The 21,441-nt window shown below is 43.4% G+C and carries 17 protein-coding genes and 2 pseudogenes; 5 read left to right on the forward strand and 14 right to left on the reverse strand.

Features of this window, described 5'->3' with window-relative positions; genetic code table 11:
- The first annotated feature begins 100 nt into the window (after positions 1-100).
- Together A9E74_RS06090 and A9E74_RS06095 are read left to right on the forward strand one after the other, a co-directional pair.
- On the forward strand, positions 101-919 hold the full coding sequence (locus tag A9E74_RS06090; protein WP_069295757.1) for a formate/nitrite transporter family protein: 819 nt from the start codon (positions 101-103) through the stop codon (positions 917-919).
- Positions 920-931: 12 nt separating this feature from the next.
- Positions 932-1,141 carry a dodecin gene (locus tag A9E74_RS06095; protein ID WP_069295758.1) on the forward strand — a complete coding sequence of 70 codons (210 nt, stop codon included), beginning with the start codon at positions 932-934 and terminating at the stop codon, positions 1,139-1,141.
- A gap of 2 nt (positions 1,142-1,143) precedes the next feature.
- Here the strand turns inward: A9E74_RS06095 and A9E74_RS06100 are convergent, their stop codons facing one another.
- The 7 genes from A9E74_RS06100 to A9E74_RS06130 form a co-directional block, all read right to left on the reverse strand.
- On the reverse strand, positions 1,144-1,707 hold the full coding sequence (locus A9E74_RS06100) for a BPSL1445 family SYLF domain-containing lipoprotein (RefSeq protein ID WP_069295759.1): 564 nt from the start codon (positions 1,705-1,707) through the stop codon (positions 1,144-1,146).
- Between the two features lie 111 nt (positions 1,708-1,818).
- Positions 1,819-3,417 carry an ABC-F family ATPase gene (locus tag A9E74_RS06105; protein ID WP_069295760.1) on the reverse strand — a complete coding sequence of 533 codons (1,599 nt, stop codon included), beginning with the start codon at positions 3,415-3,417 and terminating at the stop codon, positions 1,819-1,821.
- A 54-nt stretch (positions 3,418-3,471) separates the two neighbouring features.
- The gene (locus A9E74_RS06110) at positions 3,472-3,741 is read right to left on the reverse strand and encodes a GIY-YIG nuclease family protein (protein ID WP_069295761.1); all 270 of its coding nucleotides are present in this window, start codon (positions 3,739-3,741) and stop codon (positions 3,472-3,474) included.
- Positions 3,728-4,123, reverse strand: coding sequence for a peptide-methionine (R)-S-oxide reductase MsrB (gene msrB, locus A9E74_RS06115; protein WP_069295762.1), 396 nt, complete (start codon positions 4,121-4,123; stop codon positions 3,728-3,730). Before msrB ends, A9E74_RS06110 begins: the two co-directional genes overlap by 14 nt.
- Positions 4,124-4,201: 78 nt before the next feature.
- Positions 4,202-6,853 (reverse strand): ATP-binding protein, encoded by a 2,652-nt coding sequence (locus A9E74_RS06120; protein ID WP_069295763.1) that lies wholly within the window; start codon positions 6,851-6,853, stop codon positions 4,202-4,204.
- A 35-nt stretch (positions 6,854-6,888) separates the two neighbouring features.
- The gene (locus tag A9E74_RS14235) at positions 6,889-7,731 is read right to left on the reverse strand and encodes a transporter substrate-binding domain-containing protein (protein WP_069295764.1); all 843 of its coding nucleotides are present in this window, start codon (positions 7,729-7,731) and stop codon (positions 6,889-6,891) included.
- Positions 7,700-8,749, reverse strand: coding sequence for a response regulator (locus A9E74_RS06130; RefSeq protein WP_069295765.1), 1,050 nt, complete (start codon positions 8,747-8,749; stop codon positions 7,700-7,702). The genes A9E74_RS14235 and A9E74_RS06130 overlap by 32 nt, the downstream gene beginning before the upstream one ends.
- A gap of 226 nt (positions 8,750-8,975) precedes the next feature.
- Here A9E74_RS06130 and ung point away from each other — a divergent pair.
- The 3 genes and pseudogenes from ung (at position 8,976) to A9E74_RS06145 (ending at position 13,523) form a co-directional block, all read left to right on the forward strand.
- Positions 8,976-9,658, forward strand: a pseudogene (ung, locus tag A9E74_RS06135) (uracil-DNA glycosylase).
- Between the two features lie 74 nt (positions 9,659-9,732).
- Positions 9,733-11,627, forward strand: a pseudogene (locus A9E74_RS06140) (ATP-binding cassette domain-containing protein).
- A 3-nt stretch (positions 11,628-11,630) separates the two neighbouring features.
- Positions 11,631-13,523, forward strand: coding sequence for an ATP-binding cassette domain-containing protein (locus tag A9E74_RS06145; protein ID WP_069295766.1), 1,893 nt, complete (start codon positions 11,631-11,633; stop codon positions 13,521-13,523).
- Positions 13,524-13,597: 74 nt separating this feature from the next.
- Here the strand turns inward: A9E74_RS06145 and A9E74_RS06150 are convergent, their stop codons facing one another.
- The 7 genes from A9E74_RS06150 to A9E74_RS06180 all read right to left on the reverse strand — a co-directional run bounded on the left by A9E74_RS06150 (position 13,598) and on the right by A9E74_RS06180 (position 21,422).
- Positions 13,598-14,362, reverse strand: a complete 765-nt coding sequence (locus A9E74_RS06150) for a cytochrome c family protein (protein ID WP_069295767.1) — start codon at positions 14,360-14,362, stop codon at positions 13,598-13,600.
- Between the two features lie 67 nt (positions 14,363-14,429).
- Complete coding sequence (locus A9E74_RS06155) at positions 14,430-15,185, reverse strand: DUF4197 domain-containing protein (protein ID WP_069295768.1); 756 nt, start codon at positions 15,183-15,185, stop codon at positions 14,430-14,432.
- Positions 15,186-15,331: 146 nt separating this feature from the next.
- Positions 15,332-15,541 (reverse strand): cold-shock protein, encoded by a 210-nt coding sequence (locus tag A9E74_RS06160; RefSeq protein ID WP_069295769.1) that lies wholly within the window; start codon positions 15,539-15,541, stop codon positions 15,332-15,334.
- A 307-nt stretch (positions 15,542-15,848) separates the two neighbouring features.
- Positions 15,849-16,115 carry an oxidative damage protection protein gene (locus A9E74_RS06165; RefSeq protein WP_069295770.1) on the reverse strand — a complete coding sequence of 89 codons (267 nt, stop codon included), beginning with the start codon at positions 16,113-16,115 and terminating at the stop codon, positions 15,849-15,851.
- On the reverse strand, positions 16,112-17,164 hold the full coding sequence (mutY, locus tag A9E74_RS06170; RefSeq protein WP_069295771.1) for an A/G-specific adenine glycosylase: 1,053 nt from the start codon (positions 17,162-17,164) through the stop codon (positions 16,112-16,114). Before mutY ends, A9E74_RS06165 begins: the two co-directional genes overlap by 4 nt.
- A gap of 49 nt (positions 17,165-17,213) precedes the next feature.
- Positions 17,214-19,709, reverse strand: coding sequence for an AsmA family protein (locus A9E74_RS06175; protein WP_069295772.1), 2,496 nt, complete (start codon positions 19,707-19,709; stop codon positions 17,214-17,216).
- Positions 19,710-19,769: 60 nt separating this feature from the next.
- The gene (locus tag A9E74_RS06180; RefSeq protein ID WP_069295773.1) at positions 19,770-21,422 is read right to left on the reverse strand and encodes a hypothetical protein; all 1,653 of its coding nucleotides are present in this window, start codon (positions 21,420-21,422) and stop codon (positions 19,770-19,772) included.
- Positions 21,423-21,441 lie beyond the last annotated feature (19 nt).

The following is a 21,441-nucleotide window of genomic DNA, read 5'->3' on the forward strand; positions in this document are numbered from 1 at the left end:
AAAGATAGCAAAATCATTCATTTATTTCGATGGGCATGGTGCTGTACACCCAGGTATGTGATTATCAGCTAACTTATTTTTCAATATCGAGAAAATACCTATGGATCCATTTTCAGTAGATGCATATACCCCTGCAGAAATTGCTCGCCGCCTAGAAAAAACCAGCATGAGTAAATGCACGGTTGATCCATTAAGAGTATTTGCTCTTTCATTATTAGCCGGAGCCTTTATCGCGCTGGGGGCGGCTTTCTTTACGCTTGTGACCTATGACGTTGGCAATATGCCAGCAGGTTTGATGCGATTAATTGGTGGTCTGGCATTTTGCCTTGGTTTGATTCTGGTGGTAGTTGCCGGGGCAGAATTATTTACCGGTAATAATTTATTGGTGATGGCGTGCATTGATGGGCTAATCAGCCTCAGGCAATTGATTCATAACTGGTTAATTGTTTATGTGGGTAATTTTATTGGTGCTTTGGGGATTTTGCTGTTGATGTATTTAAGTGGTTTATGGTGGCAGGGGGATGGGGCTCTTGGACAGAAAGTGGTGGCAATTGCTGACAGTAAAGTGAACCTGAGCTGGATGGAAGCGTTCACTCGAGGCGTATTGTGCAATATTCTGGTGTGCCTTGCTGTCTGGTTGTGTATGGCGGGGCGCAGTGTCACCGATAAGGTGCTGGCAGTAATATTTCCTATTACAGCATTTGTTGCCTTGGGGTTCGAGCACAGTGTAGCCAATATGTTTTTTATCCCTGCAGGCTTATTGGCACAAACGGAAATTGCCACCACGATGATGGTATCGGAACAACTGACTATTGGCGGATTTTTCTGGCATAACTTGATCCCGGTGACATTGGGCAATATGCTGGGTGGCAGTATCTTTGTAGGCCTGTTTTACTGGTTTATCTATTTACGGAAATAACAAGGAAATATTATGACTGAACATGTTTATAAACATATTGAAATCACTGGCAGCTCAGCCGAGAGTTCAGATAAAGCCATTGAAAATGCGATTGCCAAAGCTGCTGAAACCGTTAAAAACCTGCATTGGTTTGAAGTAACGGACACCCGCGGCTATATCGAAAACGGCGGTGTCCGTTACTGGCAAGTCACTATCAAATTAGGATTTCGTATAGAAGACTAATTCTATTTATTTAGTTTGGTGAACTTGGCGCCTTCGAGCGTCAAGTTATACATCAGGCCTTTATTGCTGAAGACAAACCCCACAATAGGGTCTTGAATATTTGTCGTATTAATATCTTCACCTACGCCCCATTCAACCACCGCGACCGAACCATCAACTCCTGCTTTCCAGCCATCACTATTACGAAATTGTTGTAAAGCCTCATCGGTCATAAACACCAGGATGACGGTTTTTTGCTGAGCGCCTAATTGAAAGCCAATGGATGCTCCAGCAGTGTTGTAGTAGTCCACGGTGCTGCCACCAATGCGTAACGCACCTTCACCGTATTCGCCGCCGATACCAAATCCGGCTTTAATCACATCCGGAAAAACCAAAACACCGGTAGCTTTTTCAAGGAAGCGATCACCACCGGAGACTTCTGTCTGGAAGCGTTTCAGAGCTTCATCAACTTTAATATCAATCTCGGAGGCAGATGCGGCAAAGGAGTGACTAGGAAGCGCCAGCAATGCAAAAGCTAAAAACATTGCCAACAGAGCAGATAAATTAAGCGTATGACGGTTTAACATGCTGTAAATCCTCAACTACGTTATTGGGATTTCAACATAGCACGCAAACAAAAGTGATGGAAGCAGGCCAACGCGCTGAAAAATCACATTGGCCTGATCGATTAATCAGCTTTAGTTATTAATGCCAAGGCTTCTGAGGTACTCATCGTAAGTACCGGTAAAGTCAGTAATGCCTTCATTTTCCATATCAAATACACGGGTCGCTAATGATGATACGAATTCGCGGTCATGCGAAACGAAAATCAAAGTGCCTTCATAGTTTTCCAATGCCAGATTAAGTGACTCAATAGATTCCATGTCCATGTGGTTGGTCGGTTCATCCATCACCAGAATATTGGGTTTTTGCAAAATCAATTTGCCAAATAACATGCGGCCTTTTTCACCACCGGACAGTACATTCACTTTTTTATCGATCAGGTGGCCAGAAAACAGCAGTCGACCCAACGTGCCACGAATAACCTGTTCATCATCTTCAGGGCTGCCCCATTGCGACATCCATTCAAACAAAGTCATATCATTTTTAAACAGATGATCATGATCCTGAGCGTAATAACCGATATTTACGTTTTCAGACCATTTGACGTTGCCAGATTTTGGCGCCAGTTCACCGACCAAGGTTTTCACAAAGGTGGTTTTACCAATTCCGTTAGGACCAATCACGGCAATCTTTTCACCGACTTCAGCCATAAAACTGAAATTTTCAAACAGCGGTTTTTCGTTATCGTAGCCTTGTGTTAGCTTGCTGACTTCCAATGCATTACGGAACAGTTTCTTTTCCTGGTTAAAACGAATAAAAGGATTTACCCGACTGGAAGGTTTAATGTCATCCAGCTGAATTTTTTCCATTTGTTTTTGACGCGAAGTTGCCTGTTTTGCCTTCGAAGCATTAGCTGAGAATCGTGATACGAATTCCTGCAGCTCTTTGATCTGCGCTTTTTTCTTCGCATTGTCAGATTGCAGACGTTCACGAGCCTGAGTTGAGGCAATCATGTATTCATCATAATTACCCGGATAAATCCGCAATTCGCCGTAATCCATATCAGCCATATGGGTACAGATACGATTGAGGAAATGGCGATCATGCGAAATGATGATCATGGTGCTGTTACGCTGACTTAAGACATCTTCCAACCAGCGAATGGTATTGATATCCAAATGGTTGGTTGGCTCATCGAGCAACATGATATCGGGATCAGCAAAAAGTACCTGAGCCAATAGAATACGCAGTTTCCAACCAGGAGCGATTTCGCTCATCGGGCCATAATGCTGTTCGACGGGTATGCCGACACCTAATAGTAATTCTCCGGCTCTGGATTCAGCAGTGTAGCCATCCATCTCAGCGTATTCAGCTTCCAGATCGGCGACTTTCAGGCCATCTTCTTCACTCATTTCCGGCAGGTTATAAATCCGATCCCGCTCCTTGTGCACTTCCCACAAGTCAGGTTTGCCCATAATAACCACATCAATGACGCGCTGATCTTCGTAAGCGAACTGATCCTGCTTTAATACCGCATAAGATTCGTTGGGATCGTAACTCACATTACCGGAGGTGGGCTCCTGGACGCCGGCCAGAATTTTCATGAAAGTTGATTTACCACAGCCGTTGGCGCCGATCAGACCGTAACGATTGCCTCCACCGAATTTTACCGAGACATTTTCGAACAGGGGTTTGGCCCCAAATTGCATGGTGATGTTAGCAGTGCTTAACAAAGTTAAAATCCTGTATCTAAAGGAGAAATTCAGACGTGCTGAAAAAGCGCGCCATTATACATGGTCTGATGGTTTACCGATAAGGTTCAGTTTTTGTTGTCTGCTGAGTTTTTTGATTGCCGCTTCGCGACGGCTGGCACTGCTACGATCAGGGTGTTGTTCATGATAAACGACTCTTTGAGCCTGACTGGTGTGAAAGAAGCGAGCACCACCATTATGATTCTGATGTTGTTTTAAGCGCCGCTCTAAATCAGTGGTAATACCGGTATAAAGATGACCGTTGGCTGCCTCAATGATATACAACGTCCATTCAGTCTTTGTCATGAAAATCGAGAGCAACCGAATTAATACAATAGCGCAGGCCCGTGGGGGCTGGACCATCGTCAAATACATGTCCTAAATGCGCATCGCATTGTTGGCAACGGACTTCGGTCCGGTCCATATTGTGACTGTAATCCGGATGATGAGTGACCACACCATGTTCGAGTTGTGAGGAGAAACTTGGCCAGCCGCAACCGGCATTAAATTTATCGTCTGAAGCAAATAAGGCTTGCCCACAACAGATGCAGTGATAATGACCCGCTTCATCATGATCGACATACTCTCCGGAAAAAGCGGGTTCGGTGCCAGCCTGTCGGGTAATGCGATATTGTTCATCGTTAAGTTGTTGACGCCACTGTGCATCCGTTTTTAAATCGGAATTCATCTAGCTCATCTCAATTACAGGGTGGTGGCATTGTATAAAAAAGCGGCAAACAAATCATATCGGCTTAAGCCTTTCTGGCTAAACAGCACGAATAATTTGTTGAAGATTACTTCTTAACGAGGCAAATTGTTTTAGTAATATTTTCATGCCTTCAATATCAAATGCATCAATACGTTCCAGTAACTGGCTGGCATAACGATCCAAAGTATCAATTTGATATTCAGTAGCAAGTTTGGCTATGGCATGAGCAAAGGATTTAATATCCGTCATGCTATTGCTTTGGCTGGCTTTTTGCCAAATTTCGTCAATGTCAGTTTGAAAGTGATTAAAGATCGATAAAAGTTGCTGTTTATCGAGTTGTGACCAATCTTCTTGAACAACCTTCGTAGCTTGAATTTCAATGGTTTGATAGCCCAAAAACACACTTAACGCATGAAATAGCTCATTGCGAAGCACTGGTTTGCGTAAGTAAGCATCAAAATGTTGCAATTTATCCTGTTCGTAAGCATCTTTCATTACCGAGGCAGTCAACGCGATTATAGGTAAATCAGGTTTAATCAGCTTGATTTGTTTGGCAGCTTCATAGCCATCCATTACTGGCATACGAATATCCATCAACACCAGATCTAACGTATTGTTTTTGACAAAATCAACCGCTAGCTGACCATTTTCGGCTTCACTGGTTTGAATATTACTGTTGATAAAATGTTGGCGAATTAACTCCCGATTATGATTAACATCATCCACGATCAACATATGGGCCGGCTCAAAACGTATTCGGCTGGCATCAAATGCTAACGCCTGTTGGCGAAGTTTATCGCTGGCTATTGCTGCGATATCAATCCCGGGCAAATCAATGGTAAACACAGAGCCTTCACCACTTTTACTGTGCAGATGAATTTGTCCCCCCATCATTTCTATCAAACGACGGGTGATTGATAAACCAAGGCCGGTTCCACCATATTTGCGAACATCCTGGCCGGATTGCTGAGCGAAGATTTCGAAAATATGTTCGACTTCAGCTTCGGGAATACCAATACCGGTATCTTCGACCAGAATATGTAAATCAAGCTTGCTTAAATGATCATCAACGTTATCGGCATGAACGTGAATACGCACATGACCAACATCGGTAAATTTCACTGCATTACTGATGAGGTTGAACAGCACTTGTCTCAAACGTGTAGCATCCAGCAGCAAGCCGTGGGGTAGGTTCGGATCGATATCTAAGTGCAGCGTTAAATCCTTATTACGGATTTGCAACACAAACATATTGGCGATTTCATCAAACAGCTGATGTGGATCAGTGGCAGTTTTATTCAGCTGGAGTTTGCCAGCTTCGATTTTCGATAAATCAAGAATATCGTTTATCAGCAGCAATAGAGTATTGCCAGCTCCGCGAATGGTTTTAATAAAAGCTTTGAGACGCGGTTCGGTGATTTGCTCGTCCAGTAATTCGGTAAATCCTAGAATCGCATTCATCGGGGTACGAATTTCATGGCTCATATTGGCGAGAAACTGCGATTTAGCCAAGTTTGCTGCCTCAGCGTGAGTTTTCGCTTCCTTTAGTGAGTTTTCGAGAGCGATTCGTTCTTGCATGTTGAGATAAAAGCCGAGAAAGGCTGGTTTACCTTGATATTGAATTGATATTATCGAGAACAGTCCTTGAATGATTTGACCATTTTTAGTTTTAATTTTGACCAGTTTGCCAATAATTTCTCCCTCTTTGCTAAGTTTTTCCAACACACCTTGACGTTGCCCTAGATCCGCATAAAACTCTTGAACTTTAATCTTCTCTTGTTGCTCTGGGGTAAAACCTAATTCTTCATAACAGTGTTCATTGGCCAATAAAATACTGCCATCAACTGCTGAAGTTACCATCAGACTCATCGGCATTACGTTAATCAGGTGTAAAAGCTGTGCTTCACTGTCGCGAAGTTGTTGTTCGGAAATAAGCCGTTTATCGACTTCAATACTTAATCGTCTATTCCAGTAAATACTGGCCAACAGAATAAGTAATAAAATAGCAGCGACTTGAATCAGTAAGGTGTAATTAGTGCGATCGAAAGTAGCAATGGACATCCAGCGTTGATCTATAACCCGTTTTTCTTCAGCTGTGATCGCAGCCAGGGCTTTGTTAATGATTGATAGTAACTCTGGTTGCTCTTTAGTGATACCCATATGTAATGCAGATGAAAACTCGTCAACAATACTCGTATTGAGGTGGGTCAAACCAATTTGACTAGCGTTGTAGGTGATGGTCGCAATGATATCGAAATAGGCATCAATCTCTTCAGCGGCTAACATCGTTAAACCCTCTCGAACCGAGGGAACGTAGACGATGTTAATTTCCGGATAATGGGCCAATAAAATGGATTCAGCAAAGTAGCCCTTAACCACACCGACAGGTTTATTACTTAGCTGGTTCAGATTAGTAAGATGACCGAATTTGGTGGTCGCAATGGCAAGGGGATAGTCGAGATAGGGGATCGACATATCCAGAAATGTTTCGCGATAGGTATTGCGTGAGAGTGCTGGGAGCAAATCAACCTGCCGTAACTGAGCTGCTCTGATGACGGATTGCCAGTCAGCGTAGGTTTCAAGCTGGAATTGCAGGCCAGTCTTTTTGCTGATCAGCTGTACATAATCAGCACTGATTCCACTGTGAACAGCATTTTTATCAATAAAATCAAACGGTGGCCAATAAGGGTCAACCCCTATTTTTATCACTGGATTATCTTTTATCCATTGCTGTTCTTTATCGGTTAAATCAAGCCGCTTTGTTCGCCAGGTAATACCTCAAACCCGGAGTTGTCAGTGACTATGGCATACCACTTATCAATGATTTGCTGTTTTTCTGCAGCCGTAATTGCTGCTAGGGATTTTTCTATAATGCTGTGCAAAAGCGGATAACGTTTATCAATAGCAACTGACGTATCCGTTGTCACTCCCGGCACTTTGGCGGCTACTTTCAGGTTAGAAAGATAGCGTTGTTTAATAACGTTACTAAGGACCGCGATATTACCGATATAGGCATCTGCTTTTGAAAAAGACACAGCCTCTAGCGAATCGTCATTAGAGTCCGTTAGTAGCAAATCCAGGTCAGGATAATGGACTTTCAGCCAGTTATGTAGATAAGAATCTTCATTGACGGCCAAGGTCAGGCCAGCTAAATCTTCGATGGACTTAATATCATCCCGATGTTGCTGGACAATAATTCCTAGAGACATGCTGACGTATGGTTTGCTGAATAACAGAAATTCCTCACGTTCTGCGTTGGCTGCCGCGCAGCTAAGGCCCATTAACTCGCCATTACGCATTTTTTGCATTGTGTTCGCCCAGATATCGGGTTCAACCACAATTTTTAAACCACTTTTTTCACTGACTAGCTTTAAAACATCAGCAGCAATACCGTCATGTTCATTATTCTCATTGAGAAAATCATAGGGAGCCCAGCTGTAATCTGCACCTAATAAAACTTCTGGGTTATTGTCGATCCATGCCTGCTCTTCTTCCGTAAACGTCAACGCCGACAGCCGGCAACTGATGCACAACAGAACAATAAAAAACAGCCAGTTAGTTTTGATTGGCAATGGCAACAAATTCATCAATATGTTCCATCAATATATTCACCAAATAAGGATCAAATTGACTACTGCTATGTTTTTTAATGTAATCCACTGTCGCTTCCAGCGTCCATGCTTCTTTATACACCCGCTTATGCATCAAAGCATCAAACACATCAATCAAACCCACGATACGACCATAGATGTGAATATCCTGGCCCTTCAATCCTTGTGGATAACCTGTTCCATCCCATTTTTCATGATGTTGATACGCGATGATTGCTGCCGCTTTGGTGTATTTGCGTTTTGAGTTGTTGAGGATTTTATAGGCTCGGGTGGTGTGAGTTTTCATGATGGCAAATTCATCTTCAGTGAGTTTGCCGGGTTTATGCAAGATGGAATGGGGAATGGTGATTTTGCCGATATCATGCATTGGCGCGGCATGAAACAGAATGTCGGCATCTTCATCGGTCAGGCTTTCATGGTACAAAGCCAATAATCTGCAACACTCTGCTACCCGACGAATATGTTTGCCAGTTTCGTCAGAAGTGGATTCCATCAACTCAGTTAACACATAAATCATTTCCAGCTGGTTTTGTTCAAGCTCGGTTAGCAGCCGTTGCTGGTTTTGTTCATATTTATGCTGGAGTGAAAGATTATTTTGTTGAAGAAGTTTTTTAGCGCGATATAAGGTGAGATGGGTATTGACTCTGGCGAGTAACTCTTCGGCATGAAAAGGTTTACAAAGATAATCTACTGCGCCGGTTTGGAAGCCTTGAGTTATCGAGTCAACATCGACCTTGGCTGTGACAAAGATAATCGGAATATCCTGCAATCTTGGTTCTGCTTTGATTCGTCGACATACTTCATAACCGTCCATTTCGGGCATCATGATATCCAGCAGGATCAGGTCATAATCGTGAGTTCGCATCAGTGCGAGAGCTTCCTGTCCTCTGGTCGCAAAAGAGAGGTTATAAGGCTCTTCTTTTAAAAAATTCATCGCGACCTGAATATTGTCAGGGACATCATCTACGATTAATACATTGGCGTTATTATCCATCGCGATTCCTTGTGAATAGATACTATTGCGACAAACATTTGAATGACTGCAAATGGTATCCACTGAAAGTAACAGTAACTTATTAACTTGTCTATCGGCCTGAAAGTTTGAAATATTAAATATTTTCAGCCGGCATTATCTGACTGGTCGCCGTATACCTGAGTTGCAAGGCTGAGTGAAAAAATCAAAATTAGTATGATGTGAATTTAACTACGGGGAAGTGATAATGGCTTTGCAGAAAGCGCCTGAATGGCAAGCGTTACTTGGCGGGGAATTTGAACAACCTTATATGTTGCAATTGAAGACTTTTTTGCAGCAGCAAAAAGCGCAACACAAGATAGTTTATCCTCATTCAGCTGATTGGTTTCATGCCTTGGAAACTACGCCTCTATCACAAGTCAAAGTTGTGATTATCGGCCAGGATCCTTATCACCAGCCTGGGCAAGCACATGGTTTGTGTTTTTCAGTAAAGCCGGGTGTAGCCATTCCACCTTCGCTGATGAATATTTACAAAGAACTGAATAATGATCTGAGTATTACTCCACCAAAGCATGGTTATCTTGAAGCCTGGGCAAAACAAGGTGTTTTATTACTCAATGCCGTATTAACGGTAGAGCACGGGCAGGCCAATGCGCATCAGGGAAAAGGCTGGGAACAGTTTACTGATAAGGTAATCGCCCTAGTAAATCAGCGCCGTGAAAATGTAGTGTTTATGCTGTGGGGCAGTTATGCGCAAAAAAAAGGCCTCGCTATCGATAGTCAGCGACATCTGGTTTTGAAAGCGCCGCACCCATCACCCTTATCCGCTCATCGTGGGTTTTAGGCTGTAAACATTTCAGCCAGGCCAATACCTATTTACAGCAACACGGGCAAACTCCCATTGATTGGCAATTGCCGGTATCGGTTTAATTTTTTGCAGTCATTTATCTAACAGTCATATTTCTTCAATACAGTCGATAGGCAGGCTTGATACAATTCGCGCCATGATAAATCTTAGCCAACTTTCTTTACGTCGCGGACCCCGTTTATTGTTTGAAGCTGCCAATCTGGTGATTCATCCGGGACAACGTATCGGTTTGACCGGTGCCAATGGCACGGGAAAATCCAGCTTATTTGCGATGATTCGTAACGAAATCCATGCCGACAGTGGTGATCTGACATTGCCCGAATCCTGGGTAATTGCGCATGTCGCTCAGGAAACCCCGGCGGTTGATACATCAGCGATCGACTATGTACTGCAAGGCGATGCTGAGCTTAGTCAGTTATTAACCCAGTTGCTGCAGGCTGAGAAAAATGAAGATGGGCATTTGCAAACTCAGCTGCATGATCAATTGGGACTGATTGATGGCTACACCGCACGTACCGGGCGGCAAAATTACTGCATGGGTTGGGATTCAGTGCTGATCAGCAGGAAAATGCGGTCAGAACCTTTTCCGGTGGTTGGCGTATGCGGCTAAATCTTGCTCAGGCATTGATGTGTCGCAGTGATTTATTGCTGCTGGATGAACCGACCAATCACCTGGATCTTGAAGCGGTATATTGGCTGGAAGAGTGGCTGCGCAGTTATGCCGGTACTTTGCTGGTGATTTCGCATGACCGCGAATTTCTGGATCGCGTGGTTACTCATATCGCTCATATCGAACAACAACGGGTTAAACTATATACCGGTAATTATTCGGATTTTGAAATAGCCCGTGCCGAGCATCTGGCCAATCAGCAATCTGCTTATCAGAAACAACAATCTGAAATCGCGCATATCCGTGACTTTGTGAATCGCTTTAAAGCCAAAGCCACCAAAGCCAAACAAGCACAAAGTCGTATTAAAGCGCTGGAACGCATGGAAAAGATTGCTCCGGCCCATGTTGATTCACCATTTCATTTTCGTTTTTTTGAGCCGCGCCGTTTAACCACGCCAATTTTAGCGTTGGATAAAGCCAGTGTGGGTTATCAGCAAACACCGTTAATCGATAACATTAAATTACACCTTGCACCGGGCGATCGTATTGGTTTGTTAGGCCCTAACGGTGCCGGTAAATCGACATTAATCAAACTGATAGCCGGCGAACTGGAACCGCTCAGCGGCAAACGCCGGGAAGGTAAAGATATTGTTATTGGTTATTTTGCCCAGCATCAACTGGAACAATTACGCCCCGATGACAGTGCATTAAAGCATTTGCAGCGACTGGATCCGCTGGCGACTGAACAGGATTGCCGTAACTTTCTCGGTGGTTTCGGTTTTAATGGTGATACTGCATTAGAACCCGTTGCACCATTTTCCGGTGGTGAAAAAGCGCGTTTAGTGCTGGCATTATTAGTTTATCAACGTCCAGCATTGTTACTGCTTGATGAGCCAACCAATCATCTTGATTTGGAAATGCGTCAGGCATTGACGATGGCACTACAGGAATACGAAGGCGCCTTAGTGGTGGTTTCACATGACCGGTATTTTCTGCGCAATGTTACTGATGACTTATGGCTGGTGGCCGATGGTAAAGCCAGCGCGTTCGAAGGTGATTTGGATGACTACCGCCAATTACGTCTTGGACGGGATACCATCAGTAACAGCAGTGATAAAGCAGCTACTGCCAACAATACCAAAAAGCTGGATCGCCAAGCAGCAGCCCAGCAACGGCAGAAATTACAGCCGCTGCGCAATCAGGTCAAAAAAGCAGAACAGACGCTCGACAAACTGAATGCTGAACTTGCCAAAATAGAATTACAACTCGCTGATACAACGATGTATGAAGCGACTAATAAAGAAAAACTCAAAGCTGTGTTACAAGAACAAGCCGCAACCAAGGCGGCAGTGGAACAGGCTGAAATGGACTGGCTAGAAGCCAGTGAAATACTCGAAAACGCAGAAACTGCAGAGGTTTAACCCGTGGCATTATTGTCTTTAAAACAGCTGTCCGTCAGTTATGGCGGTCCCAATTTACTTGATAAAGTCGACTTCCAGCTCGATAAAGGCGAAAGGGTGTGTCTGGTGGGCCGTAACGGAGCTGGTAAATCAACCTTGATGAAAGTCATTGCTGGCGAAATTACACCTGATAGCGGTGAAATGGTGGGACTGCAAGAGTTGAAAATTGCCCGTCTGGAACAGGAAGTTCCGGCTGGTACCGGTGGCAGTGTATTCGATGTGGTGGCAGCAGGACTGGGTGAGGTTGCCCCATTGCTGGTGGAATATCATCATATTGTTCAGCAACTGCAACACGATAGCAGTGAACAAATTCTTAACAAGCTGGAAAAAGCACAACATAAACTCGAAGCAGTTGATGGTTGGAGTCTTGAGCAGCAAGTCGAAACAGTAATTTCGCGCCTGTCTCTGGATGCGGATGTGGAATTTGCCAGTCTGTCTGGTGGGATGAAGCGTCGGGTTTTACTGGCTCAGGCTTTGGTTCGTCAGCCAGATATTTTATTGCTGGATGAACCGACTAACCATTTGGATATTAGTTCTATCACCTGGCTGGAAGGTTTTCTGAAAAGCTATGGCGGCACCTTATTATTCATCACTCATGATCGTAGCTTTTTGCAGGCATTAGCGACCCGTATCGTGCAACTGGATCGTGGGCAGTTAGTAAGTTTTCCTGGTGATTACCATAGCTTTTTGCAAAAAAGAGAAGCTTTGCTGGCGGCTGAAGCCGAACAGAATGCCTTGTTTGATAAAAAACTGGCCCAGGAAGAGGTGTGGATCCGTCAAGGTATTAAAGCTCGGCGCACTCGTAATGAAGGTCGAGTCAGAGCACTGGAAAAGCTGCGTCGTGAACGTGGGCAACGCCGTGAAGTGCAGGGTAATGTGTCTATGCAGATCCAGGAAGGAGATCGCAGCGGCAAATTAGTGGTTGAAGTTGAAAATATCAGCCAGGAGTTTGATGGTAGACAGTTATTTAAAGATTTTTCAACGCTCATTCAGCGTGGCGATCGCATTGGTATTATTGGACCGAATGGTTGTGGTAAAAGCACTTTACTGTCGATTTTATTAGGTCGGGCGGAACCGCAAACCGGGACGGTACGTTTAGGTACCAATTTGCAGGTAGCGTATTTTGATCAATTACGCAGCCAGCTCGATGAGGAAGCCAGTGTTGTTGACAATGTTGGGCAGGGCAGAGACTTTGTTGAAGTTAATGGCAGCCGTAAACATATCATTGGTTACTTGCAGGATTTTCTGTTTACACCAGAACGCGCCCGAACACCGGTAAAAGTCTTATCTGGTGGCGAGCGTAATCGGTTGTTACTGGCAAAATTATTTACTCAACCAGCTAATCTATTGGTTTTAGATGAACCAACTAACGATCTTGATGCTGAAACGTTGGAATTGCTGGAAGATTTATTACTGGGCTTTACCGGCACCATGTTGCTGGTCAGCCATGATCGAAGCTTTCTGAATAATGTTGTCACCAGTTGCATCGTGTTTGATGAAGACCAGCAAGTGCGTGAGTATGTTGGTGGTTATGATGATTGGCTGGCACAACGGCAGCAGCCAGCTAAACAGGACAAGCCAGCTACTAAACTAGAACCGGCTTCGGCTGCAAAGACGGCTAAGAAAAAATCATCATTAACTTATCAGCAACAGCTGGATCTAAAAGCTTTGCCGCTGGAAATTGAAAAGCTTGAACAACAGATTGCTGCATTGACAGAAAAAATGGCAGCGGCAGACTTTTATCAGCAGGATGCAACTAAAATTAAACAAGTGCAAACGCAGATGACAGATTTGGAAAAATCGCTGGAAGCTGCTTTTGAAAAATGGGAAAAGTTGGAAGCCTTGCAGAACGACTAACGCAATATTTATCTTCTTTAGATACTAAAAAGCCGCTGTCTTGATAACTAGACAGCGGCTTTTTCAGTTATGGCCTACTCGTCGAGTAAGGCATCTCGATTATCTTCACGATAGCGCGGCAGGATCCACATTTCGTACATCGATACCACCCACATAAAGGCAAACGATAACGCCATTGCTCCACCGCCGATAATGACAAACCAAGCAAAATTAGGATTCAGCTTGGTCAACCACCATGAACTGATATCGATCAGCAGGAAGATATATGGCATAGAAATAACGGTGACTTTTAATGGTTTTGGCACGCCCGAAGCCAAGCTGAAAATCAAGCCGACAAACATAAAGATAAAGGCAATACCGAATAAGTGAATATGCGAAACACGAGCAAGTGCTGCAATACTCGCTCCAGTGTCGACCACAGCACGTTCTTTAATCTGCTTGAAATCAGAGTAATCTGGCACAGCACCACCTGCATCGGCGTTATGACAGACAATGCATTTGGCATCAAAGATTTGTCTGATACCATCATTTTCATAAGCTTCTTCAGTCGCACCGGCATGAACCCAGCTAATGATTTTAGCCCGCTCATCATCGGTTGCCATCGGTTTCATCGAGCCATGTAATTTGTTTTCAAGTAACGAGTTGCTTCTATTACCGTAATAGCTGTAGACAATGTCATCAATAGACAGACCATATTTGCCATCAGCCAAACCGTGGGTAAGCTGGATTTGAACAATTGCCATTAGATAGCCCACTGCCACCACAACCAGATAACCGGTAAAAAGTGCTTTTAACGAGGTGCCTTGACTTGCGAGATTCAGGTTGTGATTTCTTGCCATGTTGTTTCCCTTATTTTTATTGTGATTATTTTATTACATAGTGTTTTTGCTTAGTAGACAAAAAACACTATTTACTGCCAAAAACTTGCTGCAAAATTTCTGAGGTACGGGCGGCGGGATTATTACGGATTTTTTGTTCTTCCTGGGCCAGCATGACAAATAAGCCATCGAGAGCCTGCCCCGTTACATAATCGGGTAAATCGAGATTCAGATCTTGGCCTACTACAGGCAATGAGCTGACTTTATCGTCAAGTTGATTGTAATATCGGGTCGCGCCAACTTCATTCAAAGAAGTATCGATGATTGGTTCAAATAAACCGGCGAGTTTGGTACGGGTGCGATCTTCAAAGAAACGGGTGGCGGCATCATTTTCACCATTCAAAATGGTACGAGCATCGTCGATGGTCATGCTTTTAATCGCATCTATCATGATTGATGTTGCCTGCGGGGCCGCTTTTTCTGCTGCACGGTTGATACTTTGCTCAAAGTCATCTGCCATTTTATTCAGACCCATCTGACGCATAACACCAGCTGCTTGTTGTACACGGGGAGGGAGTGGAATACGAATTTGCGGATTATTCAGATAACCGCCTTCTTGGCTAACATTCTCAACTGCTTTTCTTGTGCCGACTTCCAGGGCTTCTTTTAAGCCATTGGCGATCATATCTGTGCTTAAATCGCTACCTTGTTGATTCCCCAGTATGGCGGTTCCAGATTTACTGAAGTCATTTAAGAATTGTTTCCAATCAGCTTGGGCTGGTGCAGTCAGACAACCAAGTGAAAGTGTCACTAAAACAACACTAAATTTATCGCGATAAGACATAACGAAATTCCTTTCCTATGGGCGTGGGATATTGCCTGTGCAAGTTGCCTAGCGTCAAGTTATACATTTGAATTAATTCAAAACATAGGCAAAAAAAACCGGCTAATTACTTAACCGGTTTTTCATGTCTGTATCGGATCTGGTTATCAGCTAGGGACAACGTTTTCCGCTTGTGGACCTTTCTGACCTTGTGTCACTTCCATCGTGACAGATTGGCCTTCTTTCAGAGTTCTGAAACCATCTGATTTAATCGCGCTGTGATGTACAAATACATCTGGACCATCGGCGCGTTCAATAAAGCCGAATCCTTTTGCGTCATTGAACCATTTCACTGTGCCTGTAACTTGCTCTGCCATATCAACCTCAATATCTTAAATCTTCTGCTAACTTAACTCCTAAGTCAGCTTACACTACCCCTTAAAAAGGGGTTAATCGCATTGTACGCCCAAAATTTAACAAAAAGTCACATTTATTTTGGAGATAACAAAATTTTTTTGTTATTAGAAATAGCTATTAAAACGAACAAAAAAACGCTTAACCATTGAATACATTATCTTTATTTGAGATTTGGTGAACAAAATAAGCCGGTTTATAGAATTTAGTTAACTGCGATTAATGAGTCAGTCTTGCGGTCAAAGTGCGCGATTTTGCTGTTAACACAGGCTAAAGTGGCTTAAATTCAGCTGGCTTTTCTGAACCCTCACCAAAGAAGAATTTCTCCAATTCGGTCTTTAAAAAAGCTTGCGATTTTGGGTCAGCCAGAGATAAGCGATATTCATTTATCAACATGGTTTGGTGGGCTATCCACATTTGCCACGCTTCTTTTGAAACGCTTTCATAGATTTTTTTACCCAGTTCACCAGGGTAAGGCGGAAAATCAAGCGCCTCTGCTTCTTTGTTGAGTTTTACACAATGCACGGTACGTGTCATAGCATCCTCTCGGTTGATGATAAGAATTCAATTAATTGTTTAACGGGAGCCGGTAGGCCCATTGTTAACGCTTGTTCTATTTTAACCCAGATGTATTGATTATTCTCAGCAACGAAGTGATTTGGCTCAGCATTGAAAATAAATGGCTGTATGGTCAATTTAAAATGACTGAAAACATGCTTGATTTCAGGCATTTTTGATGCAAATAGCGTGTTTTTTATCGGCAAATGACTTTCTGGAAACTCTGGCGTTTCAGCTTCAGGGAAACTCCATAAACCTCCCCAGATCCCATTTGCTGGACGCTGTTCTAATAATATCTGTCTATCCTTATTGATATATACAAACCAATTAGTTTGGCGCAAGGGTATTTGTTTTTTGGCTTTTCGTACCGGAAATAAAGTCGGTTCACCTGATGCATAAGCCTGACAATCAGTTTGCAAAGGACACCTATTACAATCTGGACGGCTGCGGGTACATAAGGTGGCACCTAAATCCATTTGCGCCTGAATATAATTGGCAATACGACTAGTCGGCAATAATTGTTCGGCACGTTGCCACATAGCGGTTTCAGCTTTTTTTTCACCCGGCCAGATAGTGATTGCATCATAGCGGGCCAGCACACGTTTTACATTACCATCCAGAATAGGAAATGGTTGATGATAGGCGAGTGCCATAATTGCCCCTGCAGTCGAGCGTCCAATTCCGGGTAAATCGAGTAATGCCTCAAAATCTTGTGGAACCTTAGCATTATGTAATTGCTGCATTTGTACTGCAGCTTTATGCAGATTGCGACCTCGTGCGTAATAGCCCAGCCCTGACCAAAGACTGAGTACCTCGTCAACATTGGCATTTGCCAGAGCATTAATATCGGGAAAACGCTCAATGAAACGTTGGTAATAAGGGATAACGGTAGATACCTGAGTCTGCTGCAGCATCACTTCTGATAGCCAGGTATGATAAGCCGTAGCGTTTTTCTGCCACGGTAAATCTTTACGACCATATTGGTCATACCAGGCTAGTAAACGCTCACTGAATGTATTATTAGTCAAAATAAAAACAAGCCGTGGCCAATCAAGACCACGGCCTGAAGTGTAGTAATTAGAATAATTTTTTCAGCCGTTCTTTAAGTAGATCTTCAGCTGAAGGTTTAGCTTCAGATTCGTCTGCCTCTTCTGCAGTTTGATCTTCAGCAGCTGGTTGTTCGGTCGTTTCCGCACCAGAATCTGTTGGAGTGGCTGATTTTGATTCGATACCTAGTTTGCCGCCTAATAAACCACCGAGACCTTCACCAAGTTTTTCTTTTAGTTTTTCTTCTGCCTTGGCCTTGATTTCACCGGTCGCCTGTTCTTTTAAAACTGATGCTAAATCGACAGAAGGTCGAGGATTTTCAAAGCTGCCAGTGATTTTGACTGGAATGGTTAAACCTCTTAAATCCTCAAGACCTCTGCCACCTTGACCTTCTGCCGTACCAACTACAGAAACTCTGACGGCATAATCAATAACTTCTCTTGGAATATCAATATCGCCGGCACCAGTTACTCTTAGCAATGGGGACATCAGCTCAAGATCTTGATTGTTAACAATACCTTCCTTTGCAGTAAATGAGCCTTTCAAGCTACTGAAATCAGTTTGAACTGGTCCAGCTGCTTCAGTGGCTCGTTGACCGGAAATAACCGCCTTGGCCTGACGGATCGCTTCAGCAATGTTGATGCCTTTCAATGCACCATCTGTAAATGAAAATGCACCGTTACCAGCCAGACTTTGTTTAATGGCATCAATGTCTTTACCGCTGCCATTAAGCTTTACGTTTGCATTGGCAGTGCCGGAAATACGGTCATTACCGGTAAGATCCTTTAATAATGGTCCTGCCTGCACACCTTGCAGGTTTTCATCCACAGCAAGTTTTAACGCATCACCACGGGCATCAAGGTTGACATTACCCTGGTACTTTCCCTGATATAACTCCGCTGATAATGGACTGAGCTTTATCAATCCATCTTTGGCATCAATAGTAATAACAATGTTTTCACTGCTGATGCCACTTGCTTTCAGTTTGCCAATCTTGAAACTGCCTTTAGCATTGATATCACGTAAGGTTTCTAACGGAAAATCACTGCTACCAGCTGCTGCGGCAGTGGCTGGCGTAGCTGCTTCTTTTGCAGACTTTTCACCCGCGGGCTTGGTTTCTTTTTCTTTTACTGGCGGTAAATAGCGATCAGCGTCAATTTGATCCAAGCTCAGATTGAATGTGTAGGCAGGTTTTTCAAAATTACTGATACCAAACTGGCCTGCAACCTGACTTTGATCGAGGGTCAGTTGTAGGTCTTTAGCGTTGATGGAGTCTTTGCTACCACTGATTTCGCTGCTCAATTGAACCAGCTCCAAAGTGCTGGTATCCGCCATTTCGGGCAACTCAATTTTTAGATCGCTGGCTAATTTACGCAAATTAAACGGTTTGATTTGTACATTACCGTTAAATGCAAGATCGTCAGACAGAATTTTTTCGGCCTGCAGACGACCATTCATCGTCAAGTCTGCCAATTTAATAATCAGATCGCTGGCTTGGAAAGTTTCGTCAGCCAGGTTGGCAACGATATTAGTATTCACATCTAGCTTGGCTTTGCCGCCAGGTAACTGTTCATTTTCGACATCACCTGTAATGGCTAAATTGGTAATACGATGTTGTTGTGTTGCCAGATTAGCTTCGACCAAACCGCTTAACTTGGCGTCAATTTTTTGATCGGCGCCTGTAGCTTGCAAATCCATGACAAGATTATTGATGGTAATTATTTCCCTGGCCATGTTGGCGTTTATATCGGCACTAAGATTCAGGTTGGCGCGTTGCAATGGCATACCACTGCTGTTGGCAACGGTATTGAATCTGAGTGATTCCAATGCGTAAATTTGTTTGTCTAAATCAACGATTACCTTGGTATCGATTTTGATATGAGCTTTAACATCCGGTTTGGTGCTAATTAAGTCAAAAGAGGTTGTTAATGCAGTAGGTTTGCCCGGAACCAATGGATCGGTATCTAAATTGAGATTACGTAATTGGAAATTTTGATCTTTGCTGGCATCTGACCATAAAACATTAGCATTGCTTAATTTCACCCCAGCGATGTTGATAGCAGACAGACCTTGGCGTGGTTCTTTCGCCGGTTTTTCTGCAGCAGGTGAGGCAGCTTCCTCCGTTTCAGCTTCAGTTTTGGTCAGATCATCCCAATTGGTTACGCCTTCTTCATTGGTTTCCAGATTTAACAACAATCCATCCAGAACAATGGTGTCCATTTCAAGCTGTTTTTTCAGCAAAGGCATCAGTTTTATACGAATTTTGGCAGCCTGTACGCTGGCAAAAGATTCTGCTTCGAAGCCGCTGGCATTACTCAGTGATAATGCTCCGAGATCTAACGCTATCCAGGGAAATACTGATAAACCGATATCCCCTTGTAAGGTCAATTTACGACCAGTTGCCTTTTCAACCTGAGCCGCAATCTCATCTTTATAGTCATTTGGATCAATAATAAAAGGAAGTGCTGCGAGAGCCGCAATAGCAATGATGATTATGGCGATAACCAGTTTGATAAAGGTGCGCATGCTTTGGATCCTGTACTTTAGAGGGGTGTATAACGAAGATGATAAGCCATTTAAGTGGGTTTATGAACCGGCTTTAACGATATAGGTGAAACGTTCATAGTCCAAAGTTGCTGAAAACAGATCCTTGGTTTCCACGTTCATAGTTTTCCCGTCAGCATTAAATACCGTCAGTTGGCGTCTAGGGCTAAAGACACCTTTCTGAGTAATTAGTGCTGGAGATTGCGTATTTAGTTGTAAACCCGGATATAAAAGATTCCCTATTTTAGGCTGACATGTGACGATTTCTGGATCGCCTTCAATTAAGCTAAGGCCGGCCTGACCGTTGTTTTGCCAATCACTACAAAACCAACAAATACTGGCGAGTTGTAATTTGCTGTGCATCTTGAGCAATATCAATTCGTCTACATCAATGCTGTCTTTGCAGTCAGCAATATGCAGCAGACTGCCTTGCTCGGAATGGTTTACAACAACAGCCTTTAAAGCAGTTGTCGCTCCATTTAAAAAATCCACTATGTTTTGGAAACCATAAACAATTTCGATATTACCGGATTCGGAGAGCTGTTTTCTGGGAGACTGACGTTGATAATTAGCAGCCAACTGCGGTAGAACATGGCGAATCAGTTTTAAATCCAGCGTATTTTCCTGTTTACGTGTCGGGATGAGTTTTTGTCCGAGAACGGTCAACACATCTTGAGTCTGCAACATGCGGTTGTCCGCAACAACACGAATTAAATGAGGGGTTTTTACTAAAGCTTTCGGGCCGTGGTCTGATTGAACTTCTATACAAAAATAACCAGTTAACAGAAAAGTATTCTCAATAACTTGCTGTTGTGGCGGGATAACCGTAATGGCGACCTTATCCAGCATATCTGCAAACATGGCATACAGCCGGTTGACAGCAAATTTCGATAAGCTATAGGGATCAGCAATTGCAGTTAAGGCCACACGTTTATAAATGTGTTCGAAGCTATCAGTTTTGCCGAGTGTTGTTATTTCGGGCTGTAGAGCTACTGCCTTGGCCTTTTCCAAATACATCAACAATTGATTGAGCTGTAACCAGCAATCTTTTGGTGCCGTTCGATAATGCATATAAGCATGCAAAATTTGTAAAGCAATCAGACTGCTGCCTCGGTTCAAACAAAACAGATAGCGGGGCTGATCTGCAGGACGTTCCCCACGTTGATAATGTTTATCGGCCAACGTGAAATATAACTCGGCTAAACAACGTAAAGTCTGACTGAAATTAGTCAGGTTTTTAAAAGTGGATTTTTTGGCACTGGTCGCCTTGGCGATGACTTTGCTGTCACGGTTCAACAAAAGTCGATTCAATTCATGATAATAAACCTCGAGCAGGTTTATCTGGCGATTCTCAGAAATGTGCTGTTGTTTAATCGCTTGCAAATTCACCAATAGGATAGACAGTCGTTGCGGTAAGTCATTGGTAAGCTGAGAAAGCCAGATTTTTAATAAAGCAGGGTCAGTAATAATCTCTCCACGTCGTTCGTCAGTAACAATGGAGGTGAGTAAATGCAGCTCAGGAAGATCCGCTGCCGGTTTGGCCTGCGAACGAAACCATTTATTGCCAAGCCACATGCTGAATAATTTGGGATTAATTAACCTGACGGGCGATTGTAGAAAATGAAAACCGTTAGGAGATAATTTAGTAGATTGCGAGAAATGTCTTTCAGCGAAAGCAAAAAACAGAAAATACATTATTGCTCATCAATGGCAG

It is taken from the genome of Methylophaga muralis (assembly GCF_001720165.1).
Lineage (GTDB): Bacteria > Pseudomonadota > Gammaproteobacteria > Nitrosococcales > Methylophagaceae > Methylophaga > Methylophaga muralis.